This window comes from Flavobacterium sp. KBS0721 (genome assembly GCF_002007065.3).
GTDB classification, from domain to species: domain Bacteria; phylum Bacteroidota; class Bacteroidia; order Flavobacteriales; family Flavobacteriaceae; genus Flavobacterium; species Flavobacterium piscis.
Map to the genome: position 1 here is coordinate 5,156,705 of NZ_CP042170.1, position 18,141 is coordinate 5,174,845.

The 18,141-nt window shown below is 35.2% G+C and carries 15 protein-coding genes; 7 read left to right on the forward strand and 8 right to left on the reverse strand.

Going from position 1 to position 18,141, the window contains the following annotated elements:
• Positions 1 to 9: 9 nt before the first annotated feature.
• A complete protein-coding gene (locus B0M43_RS21455) occupies positions 10 to 741 on the reverse strand; it encodes an outer membrane beta-barrel protein (RefSeq protein ID WP_078006106.1) in 732 nt (243 codons plus the stop codon).
• Positions 742 to 755: 14 nt separating this feature from the next.
• Positions 756 to 1,457 (reverse strand): outer membrane beta-barrel protein, encoded by a 702-nt coding sequence (locus tag B0M43_RS21460; RefSeq protein ID WP_065450347.1) that lies wholly within the window; start codon positions 1,455 to 1,457, stop codon positions 756 to 758.
• Between the two features lie 399 nt (positions 1,458 to 1,856).
• Here B0M43_RS21460 and B0M43_RS21465 point away from each other — a divergent pair, with 399 nt between their 5' ends.
• The gene (locus B0M43_RS21465) at positions 1,857 to 2,600 is read left to right on the forward strand and encodes a hypothetical protein (RefSeq protein WP_078005321.1); all 744 of its coding nucleotides are present in this window, start codon (positions 1,857 to 1,859) and stop codon (positions 2,598 to 2,600) included.
• 23 nt (positions 2,601 to 2,623) lie between these two features.
• Positions 2,624 to 3,406: a ThuA domain-containing protein gene (locus B0M43_RS21470; protein ID WP_078005322.1), complete on the forward strand. Its 783-nt coding sequence runs from the start codon at positions 2,624 to 2,626 to the stop codon at positions 3,404 to 3,406.
• A 12-nt stretch (positions 3,407 to 3,418) separates the two neighbouring features.
• Here the strand turns inward: B0M43_RS21470 and B0M43_RS21475 are convergent, their stop codons facing one another.
• Complete coding sequence (locus B0M43_RS21475; protein WP_065450350.1) at positions 3,419 to 4,249, reverse strand: phospholipase A; 831 nt, start codon at positions 4,247 to 4,249, stop codon at positions 3,419 to 3,421.
• Between the two features lie 391 nt (positions 4,250 to 4,640).
• Between B0M43_RS21475 and B0M43_RS21480 the strand changes: the two genes are divergently transcribed.
• The 5 genes from B0M43_RS21480 to B0M43_RS21500 all read left to right on the forward strand — a co-directional run bounded on the left by B0M43_RS21480 (position 4,641) and on the right by B0M43_RS21500 (position 10,247).
• Positions 4,641 to 5,216, forward strand: coding sequence for a hypothetical protein (locus B0M43_RS21480; protein WP_078005323.1), 576 nt, complete (start codon positions 4,641 to 4,643; stop codon positions 5,214 to 5,216).
• Positions 5,217 to 5,219: 3 nt separating this feature from the next.
• Complete coding sequence (locus tag B0M43_RS21485) at positions 5,220 to 7,340, forward strand: cation:proton antiporter (protein WP_078005324.1); 2,121 nt, start codon at positions 5,220 to 5,222, stop codon at positions 7,338 to 7,340.
• 33 nt (positions 7,341 to 7,373) lie between these two features.
• A complete protein-coding gene (locus tag B0M43_RS21490) occupies positions 7,374 to 7,928 on the forward strand; it encodes an STM3941 family protein (protein ID WP_123921743.1) in 555 nt (184 codons plus the stop codon).
• 201 nt (positions 7,929 to 8,129) lie between these two features.
• Positions 8,130 to 9,008 carry a helix-turn-helix transcriptional regulator gene (locus B0M43_RS21495; protein ID WP_078005326.1) on the forward strand — a complete coding sequence of 293 codons (879 nt, stop codon included), beginning with the start codon at positions 8,130 to 8,132 and terminating at the stop codon, positions 9,006 to 9,008.
• A gap of 69 nt (positions 9,009 to 9,077) precedes the next feature.
• A complete protein-coding gene (locus B0M43_RS21500; RefSeq protein ID WP_078005327.1) occupies positions 9,078 to 10,247 on the forward strand; it encodes an iron-containing alcohol dehydrogenase in 1,170 nt (389 codons plus the stop codon).
• Between the two features lie 424 nt (positions 10,248 to 10,671).
• On the opposite strand, the gene B0M43_RS21505 is transcribed toward B0M43_RS21500, so the two are convergent.
• The 5 genes from B0M43_RS21505 to B0M43_RS21525 all read right to left on the reverse strand — a co-directional run bounded on the left by B0M43_RS21505 (position 10,672) and on the right by B0M43_RS21525 (position 18,136).
• Complete coding sequence (locus B0M43_RS21505; RefSeq protein ID WP_078005328.1) at positions 10,672 to 13,107, reverse strand: DUF4982 domain-containing protein; 2,436 nt, start codon at positions 13,105 to 13,107, stop codon at positions 10,672 to 10,674.
• Between the two features lie 106 nt (positions 13,108 to 13,213).
• A complete protein-coding gene (locus tag B0M43_RS21510; RefSeq protein ID WP_246860162.1) occupies positions 13,214 to 14,245 on the reverse strand; it encodes a glycosyl hydrolase 53 family protein in 1,032 nt (343 codons plus the stop codon).
• A 3-nt stretch (positions 14,246 to 14,248) separates the two neighbouring features.
• The gene (locus B0M43_RS21515; protein ID WP_246860163.1) at positions 14,249 to 15,346 is read right to left on the reverse strand and encodes a glycosyl hydrolase 53 family protein; all 1,098 of its coding nucleotides are present in this window, start codon (positions 15,344 to 15,346) and stop codon (positions 14,249 to 14,251) included.
• Positions 15,347 to 15,429: 83 nt separating this feature from the next.
• Positions 15,430 to 16,497, reverse strand: coding sequence for a SusE domain-containing protein (locus B0M43_RS21520; RefSeq protein WP_078005330.1), 1,068 nt, complete (start codon positions 16,495 to 16,497; stop codon positions 15,430 to 15,432).
• Between the two features lie 31 nt (positions 16,498 to 16,528).
• Positions 16,529 to 18,136, reverse strand: coding sequence for a RagB/SusD family nutrient uptake outer membrane protein (locus tag B0M43_RS21525; RefSeq protein WP_078005331.1), 1,608 nt, complete (start codon positions 18,134 to 18,136; stop codon positions 16,529 to 16,531).
• Positions 18,137 to 18,141: the final 5 nt, after the last annotated feature.

An 18,141-nucleotide genomic window follows, 5' to 3' on the forward strand; every position in this document is an offset into this window, starting at 1 on the left:
AGCGACTATTTAGAAATTGGCTAAATCATCAAAGTCAAAAGAGTAACCAATAATGAGTGAAATACTATTGATTTTGTTTTTATTTTCGCTATAGCGATGTCCGTTTTCCTCGGTAGTCAGAGCATCTGTAAGTCCTAAAGTATAACGCGCTCCTACAGAAAGCCTTGAATTAAATTCATATCCGGAAGAAAACATACCATAGAAATAGTTTTTCCCCGTTAGGGATTCTTTCAAAACTTTTTGCACATTCGCATCCGGCTCAAAATAAGTACCTGAATCAGCAAAAATTTCCTGGGCATTCGAGCTGTATTTTATATTGTCAGAGGCAATATTAAATCCTACATAAGGGCCTGCGCCAATGTAAAAACCTTCGACAGGATAATATTTAAATTGCGCACCAACATTTAGATAACTGTATCCAAAAGTCATTGTATATTTTAACCCTTTAATATCCTCATATTTTAAATCGGTGCTCTGACCTGAATAAGACAATTCAGTCTGAATACTCACTTTGGCGTACGGATATTTCCAGTTGATCATAATACCTGCAGTACCGCCAAATTTGCCTTCTTCTTTTAAAGTATATCCTTCGTAAATTCCTTTTGGTACAATTACATCAGGAAGATTAGACATTTTAGAATAAATTCCGCCTGCAAAAAGACCATAAGTAATCTCTCTGTCACCTTGTGCAAACAGCGATTTTGTGCTTACTAATAATAAAAGCAAAATAATTTTTTTCATGTTTTTTATTGAAATTACCATTGATGAAAACTATAACCTAAAGAGAAGCAAATGACACTGCTTTTGTTTTGATTTTCGATAAACTGAAAGGAAGAAGAATTACTTTTTACCACATCTTTTACACCTAAATAATAACGTAAATCAAAGTGGATACTTTGATGCAATTCATAACCCAAGGCAAAACACAAGGAAAAATCATCTGTTCCGTCAAGACCATCTTTATAAAATTGTCTGGTCGCAACATCGTACATTCCTCCAGCTTCGTTGGATTTGTAAGTAACATTATTAGACGATAAACTGATGCCATAAAATGCGCCAAAACCTAAGTTTAGTCCTTCATACGGATATACTTTGTACAGCGCACCAATTTGCAAATAAGAATAATGCAAACCCAGTTCAAATTCTTTTCCGGTGGCATCGTGATAATTTACGGTTTCTCCCGATTGTCTGAATAAAATTTCGGGCTGAATAGCAACACGCGTATCATAAAGTTTGCAGTTTAAAAAAAAGCCTCCCTCTAATCCGTATCCGCCTTTACTTTCCATCACACTATTGTCGTACGTATTGTCACGACCTTTAATGCTTTCAGGCAGATTACTAATTTGAGAAAAAAGTCCGCCAAGCTTGAGCCCATAAGTGATATTGGTCTCATTTTGTCCGTAAAGTGTAACGTTAAAAAAACAACCCAATATTAATAAGTGTAATATTACTTTCATTCACAAAATTTTTTGCGAATATATGTATTAATTTTTAATAAATATTAACATAAAAGTCGACCAAAAACAAAATTATTCGACAAATTACTTATTTCTTAAAATTAAGGGCAAAATGCCTTACAATTAGTACAATAATGGTTTACTTATTATAAAGCTGATTTTTTTTTCACAATTGTTTATCGAAAACAAACAAAAGAAGAAAAAATATGCCTTGTAGATAAACATTTTGAATTCTCCACATCAAAAATAAATAAGGCTCAAATTCAAAAAAATAAAGATCCTTTTGAGAAATTATCTAACTTTACTTTTCTCCTAAAAGCTAAGGCGTTCTAAAAAGAAAATAACTTTTATGGCTTTACAAACTGCGAAGACTAGATAAACTTTCAACCCATTTTGATAATGAAAAAAAGAGAAAAACTAGAAATTATTAGAAAATACTATCCTGATGCCTTAACTACTATTGATTTTATGAACAAAATCATAGATTATGTAGAAGAAAAACTAGATCTGGAACCCGCGCAAATCATGTTTGCAGACAGTATTTGCAGTGATGATGTCAACAGTATTCAATACCCTGTAAGAACAAATGAATTTTTGGGTCCTTTTAAAATGGGAGGATTAGACGGATTTCCTTTTACGGGATTAACCGGCATGCAGGCATTTGCAAGTCATGTTCCTGATGATGGAGCCGTTTTTATCTATTACGGACCACATATTGGTATTTCGAAAGAAGGAATTATTGGTGAGATTAATCGCTTTGGACAAAATAAACCTTCGGGTTGTTGTGGTGCAGCCAATGGTGCTTTGCATAAACTAATCAATAATGCTATAAAACCCGGCCATATTACAGAAATTGATTATCAGATGAATACTATTGAACAAATCCTTTTCAAACAAAAAGAAAGAATCCTAAAAGCCGAAATACCACTTTATGAAGCAACAGAAATAATCTACGATTCGATCGATAAACGCATTGAGGAATTAGTTGCTGCGACTACATACAATTGCAAATACGTTATTCTTGTTGGTGGCATTTTGATTAATAGTGACACCGATATAGGTTCTTTTTCATCTACCAAAAAATTTGAAGTTATTGATTTAAAAACGGGTCGTAGAGAAAATGCAATAGCCACTATCAATTAGTAAAATAGCAATTTTAAAATTCAATGAAAAACTATATACTAGTAATTTGCTTAATAATATTCAGCTTCTTTTTTCAGGCCGATTGTAATGCCCAAAAGTCAAAAAAGCCAAGGTTCAAAGCTTTGGTTTTATACGAAAATGGCGGACATCATCTGGCTTTTACCAAGGCTGCAAAACCCTGGCTAAACAAATTGGCTGTCGATAGCAGTTTTACAATTGATTATATCGAAAGTACTAAAACAATAAACGAAGCTCTTCTAAAAAAATATCAGGTTTTTATACAATTAGATTATCCTCCTTATACCTGGAGCGAGGAATCTATGAAAGCTTTTGAGAAATACATGAACAATGGCAAAGGCGGATGGGTAGGATTACATCACGCAACTTTATTGGGCGAATTCGACGGATACCCAATGTGGCAATGGTTTTCTGATTTTATGGGCGGTATAAAGTTTTTAGATTATATTCCGACTTTTGCCAGAGCCAAAGTAAATATCGAAGACACCTCACATCCTATAACAAAAGGAATTCCTTCAAACTTTTCTGTAAATACCGAAGAATGGTATACGTATAACAAGAGCCCGCGGCCAAATGTACATGTCATAGGCTCGGTAGACGAATCATCTTATGAGCCGGAATCAAAAATAAAAATGGGCGACCATCCGGTAATTTGGACCAACGATCATTTTAAATCCCGAAATGTTTACATTTTTATGGGACATTCACCTGAATTGTTTCAAAATGAAGCTTATACTATCCTTTTAAGAAATTCAATATTTTGGGCTGCAAATAAAAATTCGGTTTGAATTTAAAGTAATTTAAAAAATGCCCATATTTTCGGGTTTGATTGTAAATCCTATACGCACCATACTTTTATGTTCCTGATAATCAATCAAACTTTCTGTATAGCCCACAAACCATTGGAGCGTGAGATAGTAATTCTCGCTTTTGTAAGGCCTCCAGTTTACTTGTGTCTGTAAAGATCCGTAATTAATAAGTCCACTTCCTTTCCTGAAAAGAATATCAGCACTCCATCGTCCGGGCTGTATTTGATAAGTTGCACTGGCTTCGCCATAACCTACATATTTGGTTAATCCAGGATTGTCTTCTTTATCGACAAGCGGAATCCATCCTCTTAAACCAACAATCCATCGTGGAGAAATCTGGGATTTTAATGAAAAAGCCAGCATGTTCCAGGTTCTCGAATAAATAGAATCCCTACCATTTGATTCATGTTCGAATGAGACGCTTCCATAAGTCAACCTATTGCCTTTTAAATAAAACGGACGAACAATCGCTACACCGGGATTAAAATTAATTTCAGAAAATGGTTTGGAACTTGCATAAATATCCCAAAAAGCTTTTTGGGTATACATTAAATACGGAAAAAAACCTCCCCATAAAGGTTTTGAATTCAATCGTAATTTAAAACTTACCTGATATTTTACATCGGCATTATTACGGGTAATATCAGTATTTATAGGCACTCCTGTTAAAAAATAATTATCTTTATGAACAGAAAAACTAGGCTCTTTCAGTAGAGAATCTGCTGCCCGGAAATTTTTTTTCTCTTCGACAATTTGAGAAATTTGCGAATTTGATTTAATTGAAAATAAAACAAAAAAAATCAGTAGGTATTTGAAATGCATTTATAAATAGTAATTGTAATTATTTTTTAATTTTAAAATAAATGTACTCCATTTTAAAGCTCCGCATTAACTCAATAAAAATAAAGTTGACTCAATAACTTTCCGGTATTTTTTTTTTAGAACATTACAACTTTTTAGAGCAGCAGTTCATCATCCGTAAAAAACGATCATAGTCACTTATTACAGAATGATCTGTGTCTGTTTTTGCACATTTTAGGATGTATTATAAAACCACTTTATTCCGCCAGACATAAAACCCAATAAATCTTAATGACCCAAAAACAGGCTGTTTCCTAATTAAATTTAGTACCTTGTAGTACCAAAGTTTCTTTTGCACTAGTAAAAGTGTGAATTTTTATTTCCACAAAATGTAATCCATAAGATCTGTTTTATGAAAAAAATCCCTCTAATAGTATTCCTTACATGTCTCTTTATTTCATGCGAAAACAAGAAAGAAATTGAACTGCAAAGAAGAGAACAAGCTTTGAATGTAAGAGAAGAAAAAATCGCCGAAAAAGAATCAGACTATCAATCCCTACTTCTGTTTCGTGACAGTATTTATGCCTTAAAAGATACCGTACAAGACATAACCTCATCTATAAAAGAATGGCCGGAAAACATTCAGGGAATCTGGAACAGTAAAATGTTGTGCCGTGAATCGAACTGCAGCAAATATGTAATAGGAGATCAGCGTAACGAAACCTGGCAATTTTTATCAGACTCAACAGGAATTTACACCCATGTATTAAATAACAAAAAGCTTATTCGTGTGTTTCAGGCCAAATATAGCGATGATAAAATACTGCTAGAATTTAAAACCGACAGTATTTCTAAAAATAGTACCAAAATAAATGTAGTGCTTGACGATATCAAGAATAATGTCATTAAAGGAACACAGACTATAACAGGACAGGATAATTGTACGGCAAGATTTTCTGTAGAACTTACCCTTCCTCAAAAAAAATAATATATGTTATTAAGTATACAACACGTTAGCCTTCCTATCGAAGATCCACTGCTAAAATTCCTGATAGAGCTTATTATAATCTTGTGTATTCCGCTTTTATTGAATAAAATAAAAGTACCGCATCTTTTAGGTCTTATTATAGCGGGAGCCGTAATAGGTCCTAACGGTTTTAACGTGCTTGCGAGAGACAGCAGTGTGGTGGTAACAGGTACAACAGGACTTCTGTACATTATGTTTTTGGCAGGTCTTGAGATCGATATGGGCGATTTTAAAAAGAACAAGTGGAAGAGCATCACTTTTTCACTCTATACTTTTATAGTTCCTTTTGTACTGGGACTTATTGGCGGTTATTATGTATTGCATTTTTCTATTCTAACCACAGTACTTTTTGCCAGTCTTTTTTCGTCTCATACTCTTATCGTATATCCTATGATAAGCAAACTTGGCATCGCCAAAAAACTGGCTGTAAATATCACTGTTGGCGGAACAATGATTACCGATGTACTGTCACTGGTCGTTTTAGCTGTAGTTGTAGGGATGTCGCAAGGAGAAGTAGGAACCTCTTTTTGGGTCAAACTATCCGTTTCTATGATCGTATTTGCCTTGATCGTTTTACTCGTGTTTCCTATTATTGCACGTTGGTTTTTTAAGAATGTCGAAGATAAAATTTCGCAGTACATCTTTGTCATTGTCATGATATATCTTGCTGCTTTACTGGCAGAATTAGCCGGGATTGAAGCCATCATTGGAGCTTTCTTTGCAGGTCTTGCCCTTAACAGGCTTATACCTCATACTTCGTCGCTTATGAACCGCGTAGAATTTGTTGGAAACGCGATTTTTATTCCCTTCTTTCTTATAAGTGTTGGTATGCTTATCGATTTTAATGCTTTTATTCAGAGTTGGGAAACACTTGGAGTAGCTTCGATCATGCTGATAGCTTCTATTGGAGGGAAATATGTTGCTGCTATTTTAACCAAAAAAACATTTAGCCTTACCAATGATGAGGGTACTCTTATTTTTGGAATGAGTGCCGCATCTGCAGCTGCAACATTAGCTTCGGTAATGGTAGGGTATAATATTATTTTGTTCGAAAATGAAGCAGGAGAACCTGTCCGACTTTTAAATGAACATGTCCTTAACGGAAGTATTTTACTTATTCTTGTTTCCTGTACAATTTCATCATTTGTTTCTATGGCAAGTGCGCAGCGAATTGCAGATTCAGATAAAGAAGAAACTGTGGCAGGAACTAGTCATGAAAAAGAAAAAATACTCCTGGCATTAAATCATGAAAATACAGTTGAAAAACTAGTCAATCTGGGCTTGCTCATCAAAACTCAAACCAATAAAGACAGTCTTTTTGCCGTAAATATTATCAATGAAGCTAAAAGCGAATCTTCATCAAAAAATGCAGAAAAACTACTTGGCGAAGCCGTAAATATGTCCGCCGGAGCAGATGTAAAACTTAATCCCATTACCCGACATGATAATGATGTTGTATTAGGAATTAGCAATGTCGTCAAAGAACAAAACATTACCGATCTAATTATTGGCCTGGAAGAAGAAAAAGGTTTCTCCTCTTCTTTCACCTACAATCTTTATAATGGTTACTTGCGCAATAAGGAAATAAATGTCATTATTTATCATGCCGTTCAGCCTGTTGCTACGATAAAAAAATATGCTGTATTGATCCCTGCAAATGCAGAGCGTGAACCCGGTTTTTTCCATTCATTATTAAGAGTCTGGAATATCGGTAAAAATTCAGGAGCGAAAATGAGTTTTTACGCCAACGATAAAACAACTGAAATTTTAAAGAGCATTATTAAAAAGGCAAATATCGAAGCTGTTTTTAATCCGGTAACGACCTGGCAGGAAGCTCAGGAAGCTGCCTGTAATTTAGAGGAGGACGAAGGTTTGATCGTATTAATGGCAGACAGAGGCATGCATTCTTATTTTTCTCAAATGCAAAATGTGCCTGAAATTTTAAACAAAAACCTGAATAAAAATAATTATATCTTAATTTATCCATTTTCGAAAATTGACAAAACGGTTACCGAAAAAAGAGCCGTAAGCAATCTGGATGATTTTGCTGATATTGGAAAAATTATTGGAAGAATATTTAAATAATACAAACAATCAATTCAAATTAAAATGCAAGAAATGAACACAATGCAAAAAGAAGTAAAATTATACCGAAATTCAAAAAAAACAAAAAAACTATTATTCACTTCTTTAGGAGTCTGCGTTATTCTGCTTCTTGTTATTCTTTATAGTGCCGGAATATTTGACGGTGAACTCAAAATAAAACCATTGGTATTTTCCGGCGGAGCGTTCTTAATTATGTTGATTCTTTTATTAAAAAGTGTGTCGAGTTTAAAAGACAAGAGTCCATTAATTGAATTAAACCAACACAATTTTTATGGCAAAACTACTCCTATGTCAAAATCATTTGGTATTGTAAACTGGGAAGATGTAGCCGATATTCAATCACAAAAAACCGGAGGAGATACTTTGGTAGTGGTTACCATTAATAATCCTCAAAAATACGAAGGAAGACTTTCTAAAATGCTTTGGAATATGGCTCTTAACAAAGAAACCAATCAATTAACATTAATGTATTCTGCTTCTGAAATCGACGTTGATCACAACGAACTTTTTAACCTGTTTAACACATCATGGCAAGAAAGTAAAAAAAGTACTTTTGTATACAGATAAACATTCTAAATACATAATAAACACCGCGTTTTTTATTTTAATATTTAAAATAGCGAACTAACGAATAATAATCTTGCACTATTGTTTAAATTTGCAAAATTATTATTCGTTTTAGTTTCCCTAAATAAAATATCTCAATAACAAAATCCGGTCAATATCAAACAACTTAAAAGAGCTGTTTTGGTATTAGAAATAAATCTAATGAACATAAAAAGGTCCGAGCTTAAGAAAATCATTCAAAAAGCAGAAGATAAAAATTTATCTTTCCGTGTTTTTGATTTAGAAAAAGAACATCTAAAAAACTATTTGCAACCGCACAAAAACGATCACTTTTTTATTGTAATTGTAGCAACAGGAAAAGTCGAAATACAGATCGAAGACAAAATTCATTTTCTTAAAGCAGGAAAGATTTCTATTGTGTTTCCGGAACAAATTTGTTTTATATCTAATTTCAGCGATGATTTAAGCGGTAAAATAATTTTATTTGAAGAAGTATTATTTTGTTCCGATATATTAAAAAACGAGTTAAGCCCTTATAATGTAAATCTTTCTGCCAATCTTAATTGTACAGCGCTTCCTAATCAGGAATTCGAAGAAGCGATTGCCCTTGTAAAAAACATTCAGAATATTTACAACAAACCAAGCCTTGTCAAAAAAGAACAAGCCCGTTTTTATATCAAAGTCTTTTTATTGGGACTTATAGAATCTGTGCACGGTCAGCATCCTGTATTGCATCAAAAAACAAATCAGCATATTTATATTGGTTTTAAAAAACTTTTAAATCAACAATATCGAAGTGAACGCACGGTGCAATACTACGCGTCGCAACTTTCTATTACTCCTAAAAAACTCAATGAAATAACTAAAAAACATTGTGGTGAAACGGCTATAAATGCAATTCATAACAGAATCCTGACCGAAATCAAACGTCAATTATTGTTTTCTGATCTCTCTCACAAAGAAATTGCTTTTGAGCTGGGATTTAGTTCTCCGTCGGCCCTTAATAAATTTGTACGGGCAAAACTCAAAGAAACACCTACCGAACTTCAGCAGGAATTGGCGCAAATTTATACCGCGTAGTCTTGTTTGTATAACATATTGCCCTGCCCTCACATTTAACTTTGCATCAATAATTAAATACTATTAAAGATGAGCAAATTATTTGTTGCAGGAGAAGTTTTCCATGGTCCGGGAAGTCTTGAAGAATTAAAAAATATAAAAGGTAAAAAAGCTTTTGTTGTAACCGGCGGAAGTTCGATGAAAAAAAGCGGAACGCTTGATAAAGCTGTAGCATATTTAAACGAAGCAGGAATCGAAACTTTTGTTTTTGATGGTGTCGAAGAAGATCCGTCATCAGCAACAAGTTTTAAAGGTGCAGAAGCCATGAATGAATTTCAGCCGGACTGGATCGTAGGTATTGGTGGATGTTCTGCAATTGATGCCGCTAAAACAATGTGGATTTTTTACGAACATCCAGATACCGAATTTGATTCACTTATTAAACCGTTTAACGTACCGGTACTTAGAAACAAAGCGAGATTTATAGCCATTCCTTCTACTAGCGGAACAGGAACTGAAACGACAGGTTTAGCCGTAATAACAGATCGCGAAAAAGGGGTAAAATATCCAATTGTTTCATATGAATTAACTCCGGATGTTGCCATAATCGATGGAGAAATCTGTACTTCGATGCCGGCTCACGTAACATCAAATACAGGATTAGATGCTTTAACACATTGCGTTGAAGCTTATGTTTCTAATATTGATGATAATTTTGCTGATGTATTAGCAAAAGGCGGATTACAAATTGTTTTTGATAATCTGGAAGAGGCGGTAAAAAACCCTTCAAATATTACTGCACGTCAAAATATGCACGACGCTTCATTTATGGGAGGTTTGGCTTTTAATAATGCCTGGTTAGGAATTGTTCACTCATTATCTCATCAGGTTGGTGCTTTGTATGGTATTCCGCACGGATGTGCAAATGCGATCTTCTTACCTAACGTTATTCGATATAATGATTCGGCTACTGCTAAATTTCCGTCACTGGCAAAAGTAATTGGACTTGAAACTGCTGAAGAACTGGCACAGTCTATTGAAGGATTAAGAAAAAGAGTCAACAATATTTCTTCATTAAAAGAATTTGGAATCTCAAAAGAAGACTGGGACAAAAATCTGGATTATATTGCCAATAATGCATTAATCGATCCATGTACCGGTTTTAATCCAAGAGTAACAAACCTCGAAGATTTAAAAGACATTTATAATGCTTGCTACGAAGGTATTGTTTATGCTAATGATGCTTTAGTTACAAACTAGTTCTGAAAAACAGAAAAAAAAAGGAAACCAGACATTCAAAAAATGTCTGGTTTCTTTTTTAAAATACTATTCTAAACCCGTTGGGCAATGTCATTAAGTTAAGGAAATTCAATGGAACAATTTGTTAAAGACAATACCTAATCACTTTGTTTTTTGTTCCATTGGAACATTTCATTGGTAGCCCAATAAATACGCCGTTTTTTTACGTTCCGTAGGAACGTTTGATTTTATAAATAATAATACAGATTACATATACAATTTCTCAAACGTCCCAATGGGACGATGTTTATCACGATGCCTTTTTTCTACCGACGAGGTGTTCCGATGGAACACAATCTAAAATATCTTAACTTAATGGCATTGCGCTTTTGGACTATATTATTATATGTTAAAAATTATTACACCCAACGGGTTATTTTAATTATTAAAGTTCTGACTTTAAATCGATTTTACCTTTCTGAAGTCCTTTACCAGTTACTTCCAATTGTATTGCTCCTGCAGTTTTAATTGCTTTAACCAATACCACCAATTTACCGCTGAAAAGTTTCATTTTATTGTCATGAAATATTTCTAATGATGTAGCATCGCCATTACAAGCAGCTCTATACGTTGCAGCTCCGGTTACTTTAAAGTTTAGTTCATTGATTGCTGTAGGACATGGTAATCCATTTTTATCTACAACTGAAACGGTTACGAAAGAAATATCATCACCATCGGCTTTGATCACTTTGCGATCTGCTTCAAGAATGATTTTATAAGGATCTCCAGCGGTTTTAACCTCACTTTCGGCAGCTATTTTTCCATTCGAATCAAATGCTACCACTTTTACCGTTCCCGGCTCATATTTCACATCATTCCACATTAAACGATAACGGTTTTGCGGAGTTGAATTGTTTTTTTTCTGAACGCCCATACTTTTTCCGTTTACGAAAAGTTCTGCGCTGTCATAATTGGTGTAAACAAAAACCGGGGTAATTTCTCCTTCTCTTCCTTTCCAATTCCAATGCGGTAATATGTGAAGCGTTTTATCTTCCTTATTCCACCTGCTTCTGTACAAATAAAAACGGTCTTTAGGCAATCCCGCCAAATCAGAGATTCCGAAATAAGAACTTCTTGATGGCCATTTTTCATCATAAGGCGTTGGTTCTCCCAAATAATCAAAACCAGTCCAGACAAATTCGCCAATTACCCAAGGTTTATCATCCTGAAGCACAAAATCTTCATCAGGAACATTCGACCAACTGCAAGCTTCAAGATCATAAGACGAAGACTGAAAATCATCGTATTGTTTCTCTTTTTGCTGCACAACAGGAAATTTATAAATTCCTCTTGAACTCACTGTCGAAGCAGTTTCTGAACCTAAAATAAATCCTTGTGGAAATGATTTGTAAGCTTCTTCATAAAGATGTACTCTATAATTCAGTCCCGGTACATCTAATAAAGCCCCAAACCCAGATTCCATAGTTTGTTTTACCTGATCCATTCCTACCGTTACCGGACGCGTAGGATCTTCTCTGTGAAAAACATCCTGTAAAAATTTAGCTCTTGTCAAACCTTCAGCTCCATATTGATCCGGAACTTCATTTCCTGAACTCCACATTACAATACAAGGATGATTTCTTGTAGCTCTCACTAAATTTACAATGTCTTTCTCTGCATATTCTTCAAAAAAGCGATGATATCCGTTTTTCACTTTTGGCTTTGCCCATTCATCAAAACTTTCAGCCAGAAACATAAATCCCATTTCGTCAGCCAATTCAAGCTGTTCAAAAGAAGGCATATTATGAGAACTTCTGATCGCATTACATCCCATATCTTTTAGAATCGTAAGCTGTCTGCGAAGCGCGGCTTTATTGACCGCAGCACCAAGAGGCCCAAGATCATGATGAAGACAAACTCCTTTAAATTTTGTCACTTTTCCGTTAAGGCTAAATCCTTTATTGGCCTCGTATTTAATTGATCTAATTCCGAATTTTATATTTTGTTCGTCTTTTAAAGTTCCGTCAGCTGCGTATAATTTGCTAACGGCTGTATACAAATAAGGGGTTTCAGGACTCCATAAATGAGGTTTTGCAACAGCAATAGTTTGATGCAATTTTCCATCTTTTATTTCTGTCACTTTCTGTGTTGTTACTATCGTATTAGCTGCATCTTTTATTTCCGTTATCATCGACAAATTATTGCCATTAACCTCAGCTTTAAGATCAACAACAGCGCTGTTTTCGTTGATGTCCGGAGTGGTAATAAAAGTTCCCCATTGTACAAAGTTTTCCTGTTCTTTTACTACAATACTCACGTTTCTGTATAAACCTGCTCCGGGATACCATCTTGAAGAAAATGGTTCATTAGTCAATTTTACTGCCAGAACATTTTCTGCTCCGGCTATTAAATCTTTCGAAATATCAATATAAAAATAGCTGTACCCGTAACCCCATTCTCCTACCTTTTTTCCGTTTAAATAAACCTGAGGTTCGCTCATTGCACCTTCAAAAATAAGAAGTACTTTTTTCCCTTTTTTAAACTCAGGAATTGAAAATGTATTGCGATACCAGCCTGTACCAATATGCGGAAGCGCACCTGTACGACCTGTTTTTTCGGTAGGCACTTTTTCTCCGTTTTGTTCAATTGCCGAAACTTGTTTGTCCCATTCTTTATCAAAAGGACCGTAAATCGCCCAATCGTGCGGCACACTCACTTTTTCCCATTTCGAAGCATTAAAATCTACAGAAAAAGCATCTCCTTTTACTTCTTTAGAAAAGCGCCAATTGTCTTTTAAAACAGTTGTGGATTGTGACATCATTTTTCCGGAAGAAAAAACCAGAAGAAATACTAGCAGTATTGATCTAAAAATTAATTTCATTTTATTTTTTATTTTTTCACCATTAAGATATTAAAAGCACTTAGCTTTATGAAACCTAATATCTTAATGGTAAAATTTAATATTTAATTTTTAATTTAAAAAAAATCTATTCTTTAAAAGCATCCAAAGCTGGTGAAGGTTTCCCATCAGAAAGCCAGGCATTTAATTGATAACCGCTCCAGCTTTTTTCGCCTTGTGGCTCCCAATAAATAACGCCCAATCCTTTATTATTGGGTACGCTTTTTACGGCTTTTATAGTCGCTTCAAGCATTTCTTTGGTGTTTTGTACTTGTTCGAAATCACCACCAACTTCGACCACCATAACTTCTTTATTGTAGCGTGTTGCCATGTCTTTTAGATTATTTTCTAAATCTAATATAGTACTTTGATAATCGGTTTTGATCCAGTACGGATAATATGATAAACCAATTACATCATATTTCACCTTATTTTCAGTCGCTTTATCAAAAAACCATCTGAATTTTTCACTTTTATTTCCTTCATCTAAGTGAACAATTACTTTAATTTTTGGATCGATCGCTTTTGTTGCTTCGTATCCTTTATCCAGTAATTGTGCTAACTGACTGAAATTATCTGTATGTCCTTCCGGCCAAAGCATACCGCTAGGGATTTCATTTCCAATTTGAACCCATTCCGGCGTTACTCCGGCTTTTTTCAGCATTTTCAAAACGTCATAAGTATGCTGATACACATCGGTTAACAATTCCGGAAAAGAATGTTTTGCCCATGCAGCGGGTTTATTTTGTTTGCCGGGATCTGCCCATGAATCGCTGTAATGAAAATCGATCATGATACGCATTCCCATTTTTTGTGCACGAACTGCCATAACAACCGTTTCTTCCGGACTGCAGTGTCCGCTGGCTTTATCTTCATTCGGGTTTACCCAAACACGTAACCTGATGGTATTTATTCCGCGGTCTTTTAATAATTGCAGACAGTCTTTTTGAGAACCGTCTGCATCATAAAATTTATAGCCTGTTGCTTCCATTTGTGGCAGCCAGCCAACATCTGCCCCTTTTGAAAAGGAGTTTTTTTCGCTAATCATTTTTGGTTTACAAGAAGTAAATGCAAATATCATTAGCATTAAAAAAGATCCAATTTTAAGTGATTTTTTCATATTTTATTCTTTACTGAAAGCCTGCATTACGGATAAGGCATTATTATCAAAACTGTACAAAGCCTGATTTTCGAATGTAGATCCGCTTGTAGATTGTGGTCCTTTAAAAGCAACCCACTCGCCTCCCCAATACGCAAACCCTTGTCCGAATTGGGATGTTTTTACTAAGTTTTTAATATCCATTACAAAAGTTCTTTGTCCTGCCGGAGTTGCAGGATATCCTGAAACCAACTGATCGTTTGAACCTACAATATTATTCGTCTGGTCATTGTGCAATAAAGTAAAAGGATAAGCCGTTTCTGCGATCAGGACTCTTTTACTGAATTTTTGTCCTAAAGCATCAATGGTATTTTTTACTTCTGTTAAATCTTTACCGTGCCATATAGGATAATATGATAATCCAATATAGTCGTAATCAATACTTTTCATTTTAGTAAAAAACCAATCTGTGCTGCCGCCATTTACACCTGCATAATGAATCATTATTTTTGTGTTTGGTGCTTTACTGCGAACTGTTGCGCTTGCAGCACTTAATAAAGCGATACATTGTTGTTCGTTACTGATTAGATTTCCTTGTGGCCATAATAATCCGCTATTAATTTCATTACCAATTTGAATAATATCCGGCTTAATTTCTGTAATTATTGTAGCGGTATAATCAGCAACTGCTGTTTTTAAATCAGCAAAAGATAAATTTTTCCATTCTTCAGGAGTAGTTTGTTCTCCCGGATCGGCCCAATTATCAGAGTAATGAACGGTAAGCCATACTCTTAAACCGGCTTGTCTTGCTTTTTGAGCCAATTGTTTTACTTCGTTTAAACCAGAACGACCGTTTACAGGATTTTTCCATAAACGAATTCGGACGGTATTACAACCTGCATTTTTTAATGTTGTCAGCATGGGTTCGGCTTTGCCATTGCTGTAAAATTTAGTTCCCAAAGATTCCATTTGAGGAAGAAAAGAAACATCTGATGCTCTGATAAAAGTATCCGTTGCATCCGGCGGATTCACCGCTTCTGTATCGGCCGAATCATTACTCGAGCACGAAAACTGAATTGCAGTGATCGCAAGTAACCCAAGAATTTTTATATATTTTTTCATGATAGGAGTTATAATGATTGAAATTTTGAATGTAGAAGAAGCCTCAAAATAAGCTGAGGCTTCTCTTATTTTTTTAATTCAATTTATGGAGTTGCAATGAACGTATAACGACCATCTAAGTCATTGAACCAGATTTCATATTTTCCGGCCTCAACAATAATATCTCCGCCATTATCTCCCCAGCTTACATCCCATCCGCCATTAGCCTTAAACTTCATTTTTCCTGCTTTTAAAGTTTGAGTAACTTTCCAGATATGTCCGTCAAAATCCGATTTCACTAAAGGAACATCCATATTCCATCCGGTGTCATCGCCTGTTAATACCGATCCTGTCAAAGTAATTGTGGCATACGTTGTCATTGGGCCTGTATAGGGCTCAATTTTATAGGTTAGTTCTTCAAGATTAAGTTCAAAACTATAATAACCTGCAGCTGCCGTAGGGAAAACGCCCGGATCAGTATCGCTTTCTGTTGCTCTGTATTGAACTTTTGCTCCGTTTGTTCCATAAGCCGGAGCCCAGAATCCAATTTGTTCAATTAATTTGAAACCATCTTTATTAAAAAATCCTGTATAATAGAATTTTGCAGTTTCTTTTGTATCTCTGTAAATTGGCATATTGTTGCTCGTTACACTCCATCCTGCAGCGGTACCAGGTCCTACTAAAAACAAATCAATTTTAGGGAACACACCTCTGTAAGGCGTTAATGCAATGGTAATTGGTGTAGAATTTTTTGGCTCAGAAAGCGTTGTTCCAACTGTAGATTTAATTCTAACATCAATTGTTCCTTCAACATCAGGCGTAAGACCTAATTCAAGTGCTTTTGCATTAAGCTCTGCCACTGAAATAGCAGCGTGAGTAGAAGTCGTAGACGTAATATCTACCGGAGCTGCAAACTCTGTATTGCTGGCTGCAAACTGCACGGTATAGGTAACAATTGTAGGCGTTCCGTAACTTACTTTTTCCCAGGTAAATGTCAAAGCAGTATTGTTGGGTGTGTCTTTATTTAAAATAGTCGAAGAACCATTATCTGGTGTAATCATCGAGAAAGCCGCTTCCTGAGGCTCAAGGATCATCAAATCTGTTTCGTTTTCACAAGACCAAAGTCCTGTAATTAAGGCAATAACTGTAAAGATTTTATATATGTGTTTCATTTTTCGTATCGTTTATGTTTTAAAAAAAGTTTTAGTAACCCGTGTTTTGAGTCAAATTTCTATTGGCTCCCAATGATCCTTCCGGAATAGGGAAAACGCTCATGTAAGCAGGAATCGAAATTCCTTTTGATGAATTTCCTTTCCAGGCCCAATTGTAAGATCCTCCGGTATATTTGCCAAAACGAATTAAATCTTGTCTTCGGTGTGCTTCCCAGTGTAATTCACGCGCTCTTTCATCGATTAAAAAATCAAGCGTTAACTCACTTAAAGTAATGTTTCCAACAGTCAAATTACTATTCGCTCTTTGTCTTAACGCATTTACATAACTTAAAGCCTGAGCAGTTGTTCCGTTTCCGCCTCTTAAAGTCGCTTCTGCATACATTAAATACACATCGGCTAATCTGAATAATGGGAAATCAGTATCGGCATAAGTAGAACTGATTCCGTTTACTCCTGCAGTAGTTTTATTCGAAAATTTAGATAAAATATAACCTTGTGTTTTTACACCAATATCTTCAATATCAATAGATCTTTGTTTTGCAGGATCGCCCGCAACACCTTTTCCTATAGTATTTCTGGTATCCTGGCTGAATTTTACACCATCAAATTTTTGCGCAAATTCTTTTCTGATTCTAAGTGCTCCTGTCCAGCCGCCAATTCCAAAATCGGCACCATTATTTTCCCAGGCACCAATTTGTCCGTTTGTTAAAACCGTTGTTGCTCCCCAGTTTTGAGAAACCGCTCCATCCGACTGGATTCCGAAAATGATTTCTTCTGAGTTCTCGTTATCCGCTTTAAAGTTGTCCAGGTATTTTGGTTTCAAAGTATAACCACCGGCAATGATTTCGTTACACATTGTAATACAATCATCAAAACGATTGGCCTGAACATAAACCTGAGCATTTAAATACATTTTTGCCAAAATCATACGAGCCATAGATTGGTCTAATCTTCCGTATTCATTGGTTCTGGCTGCTTTTAAATCTGGTAAAACCGCTTTTAATTCACTTTCGATAAAATCAAATAATTGTTTTCTGTTAAATTCAGGCCCCGCAAAATTTACAGGATCATTTTCAGTGTACATTGGTGCTTTTCCAAATAAATCCATCATGTTATAATACGCATACGCTCTTAAAACACGAACTTCCTTACGCCAAAGTGCAATATCTGCTAATGTTGTAGCATTTGTAATACCTCTTGAACTTAATTTTTCAGGCGTGCTCTGACGTAAAAATTCGTTGGCATAGGAAACAGAAACCATGGTTCTGCTGAACATTCCTAAAATAACAGGATTTGCGGCTGTCCAGATATTACGTTGTAATTCTGCGGTTCCTCCGTCATTTTCGTAACTCCAAACCAATTCATCTGTCGTTAATTCCTGCATGTAGAGTAAACATCTTGTAAACTGGCTTGTTCCGGCATCTACCCCTTCAAGCGAAGAATTATCAGGCCCCAATACACCGGTTAAAGTTAAATTTCCGTAGACTCCTGCAAAAGCTTTTTTATATCCTTCCGGAGTCGAAAATAAAACATCAGACGAAAGAACGTCATCATCTTCAGAGACTACATTTAAGTCATCAGTACAAGAATGAAAAACGGTAGTCAAAGCTAAAATTGTTATTAAAATATATTTTTTCATCTTTA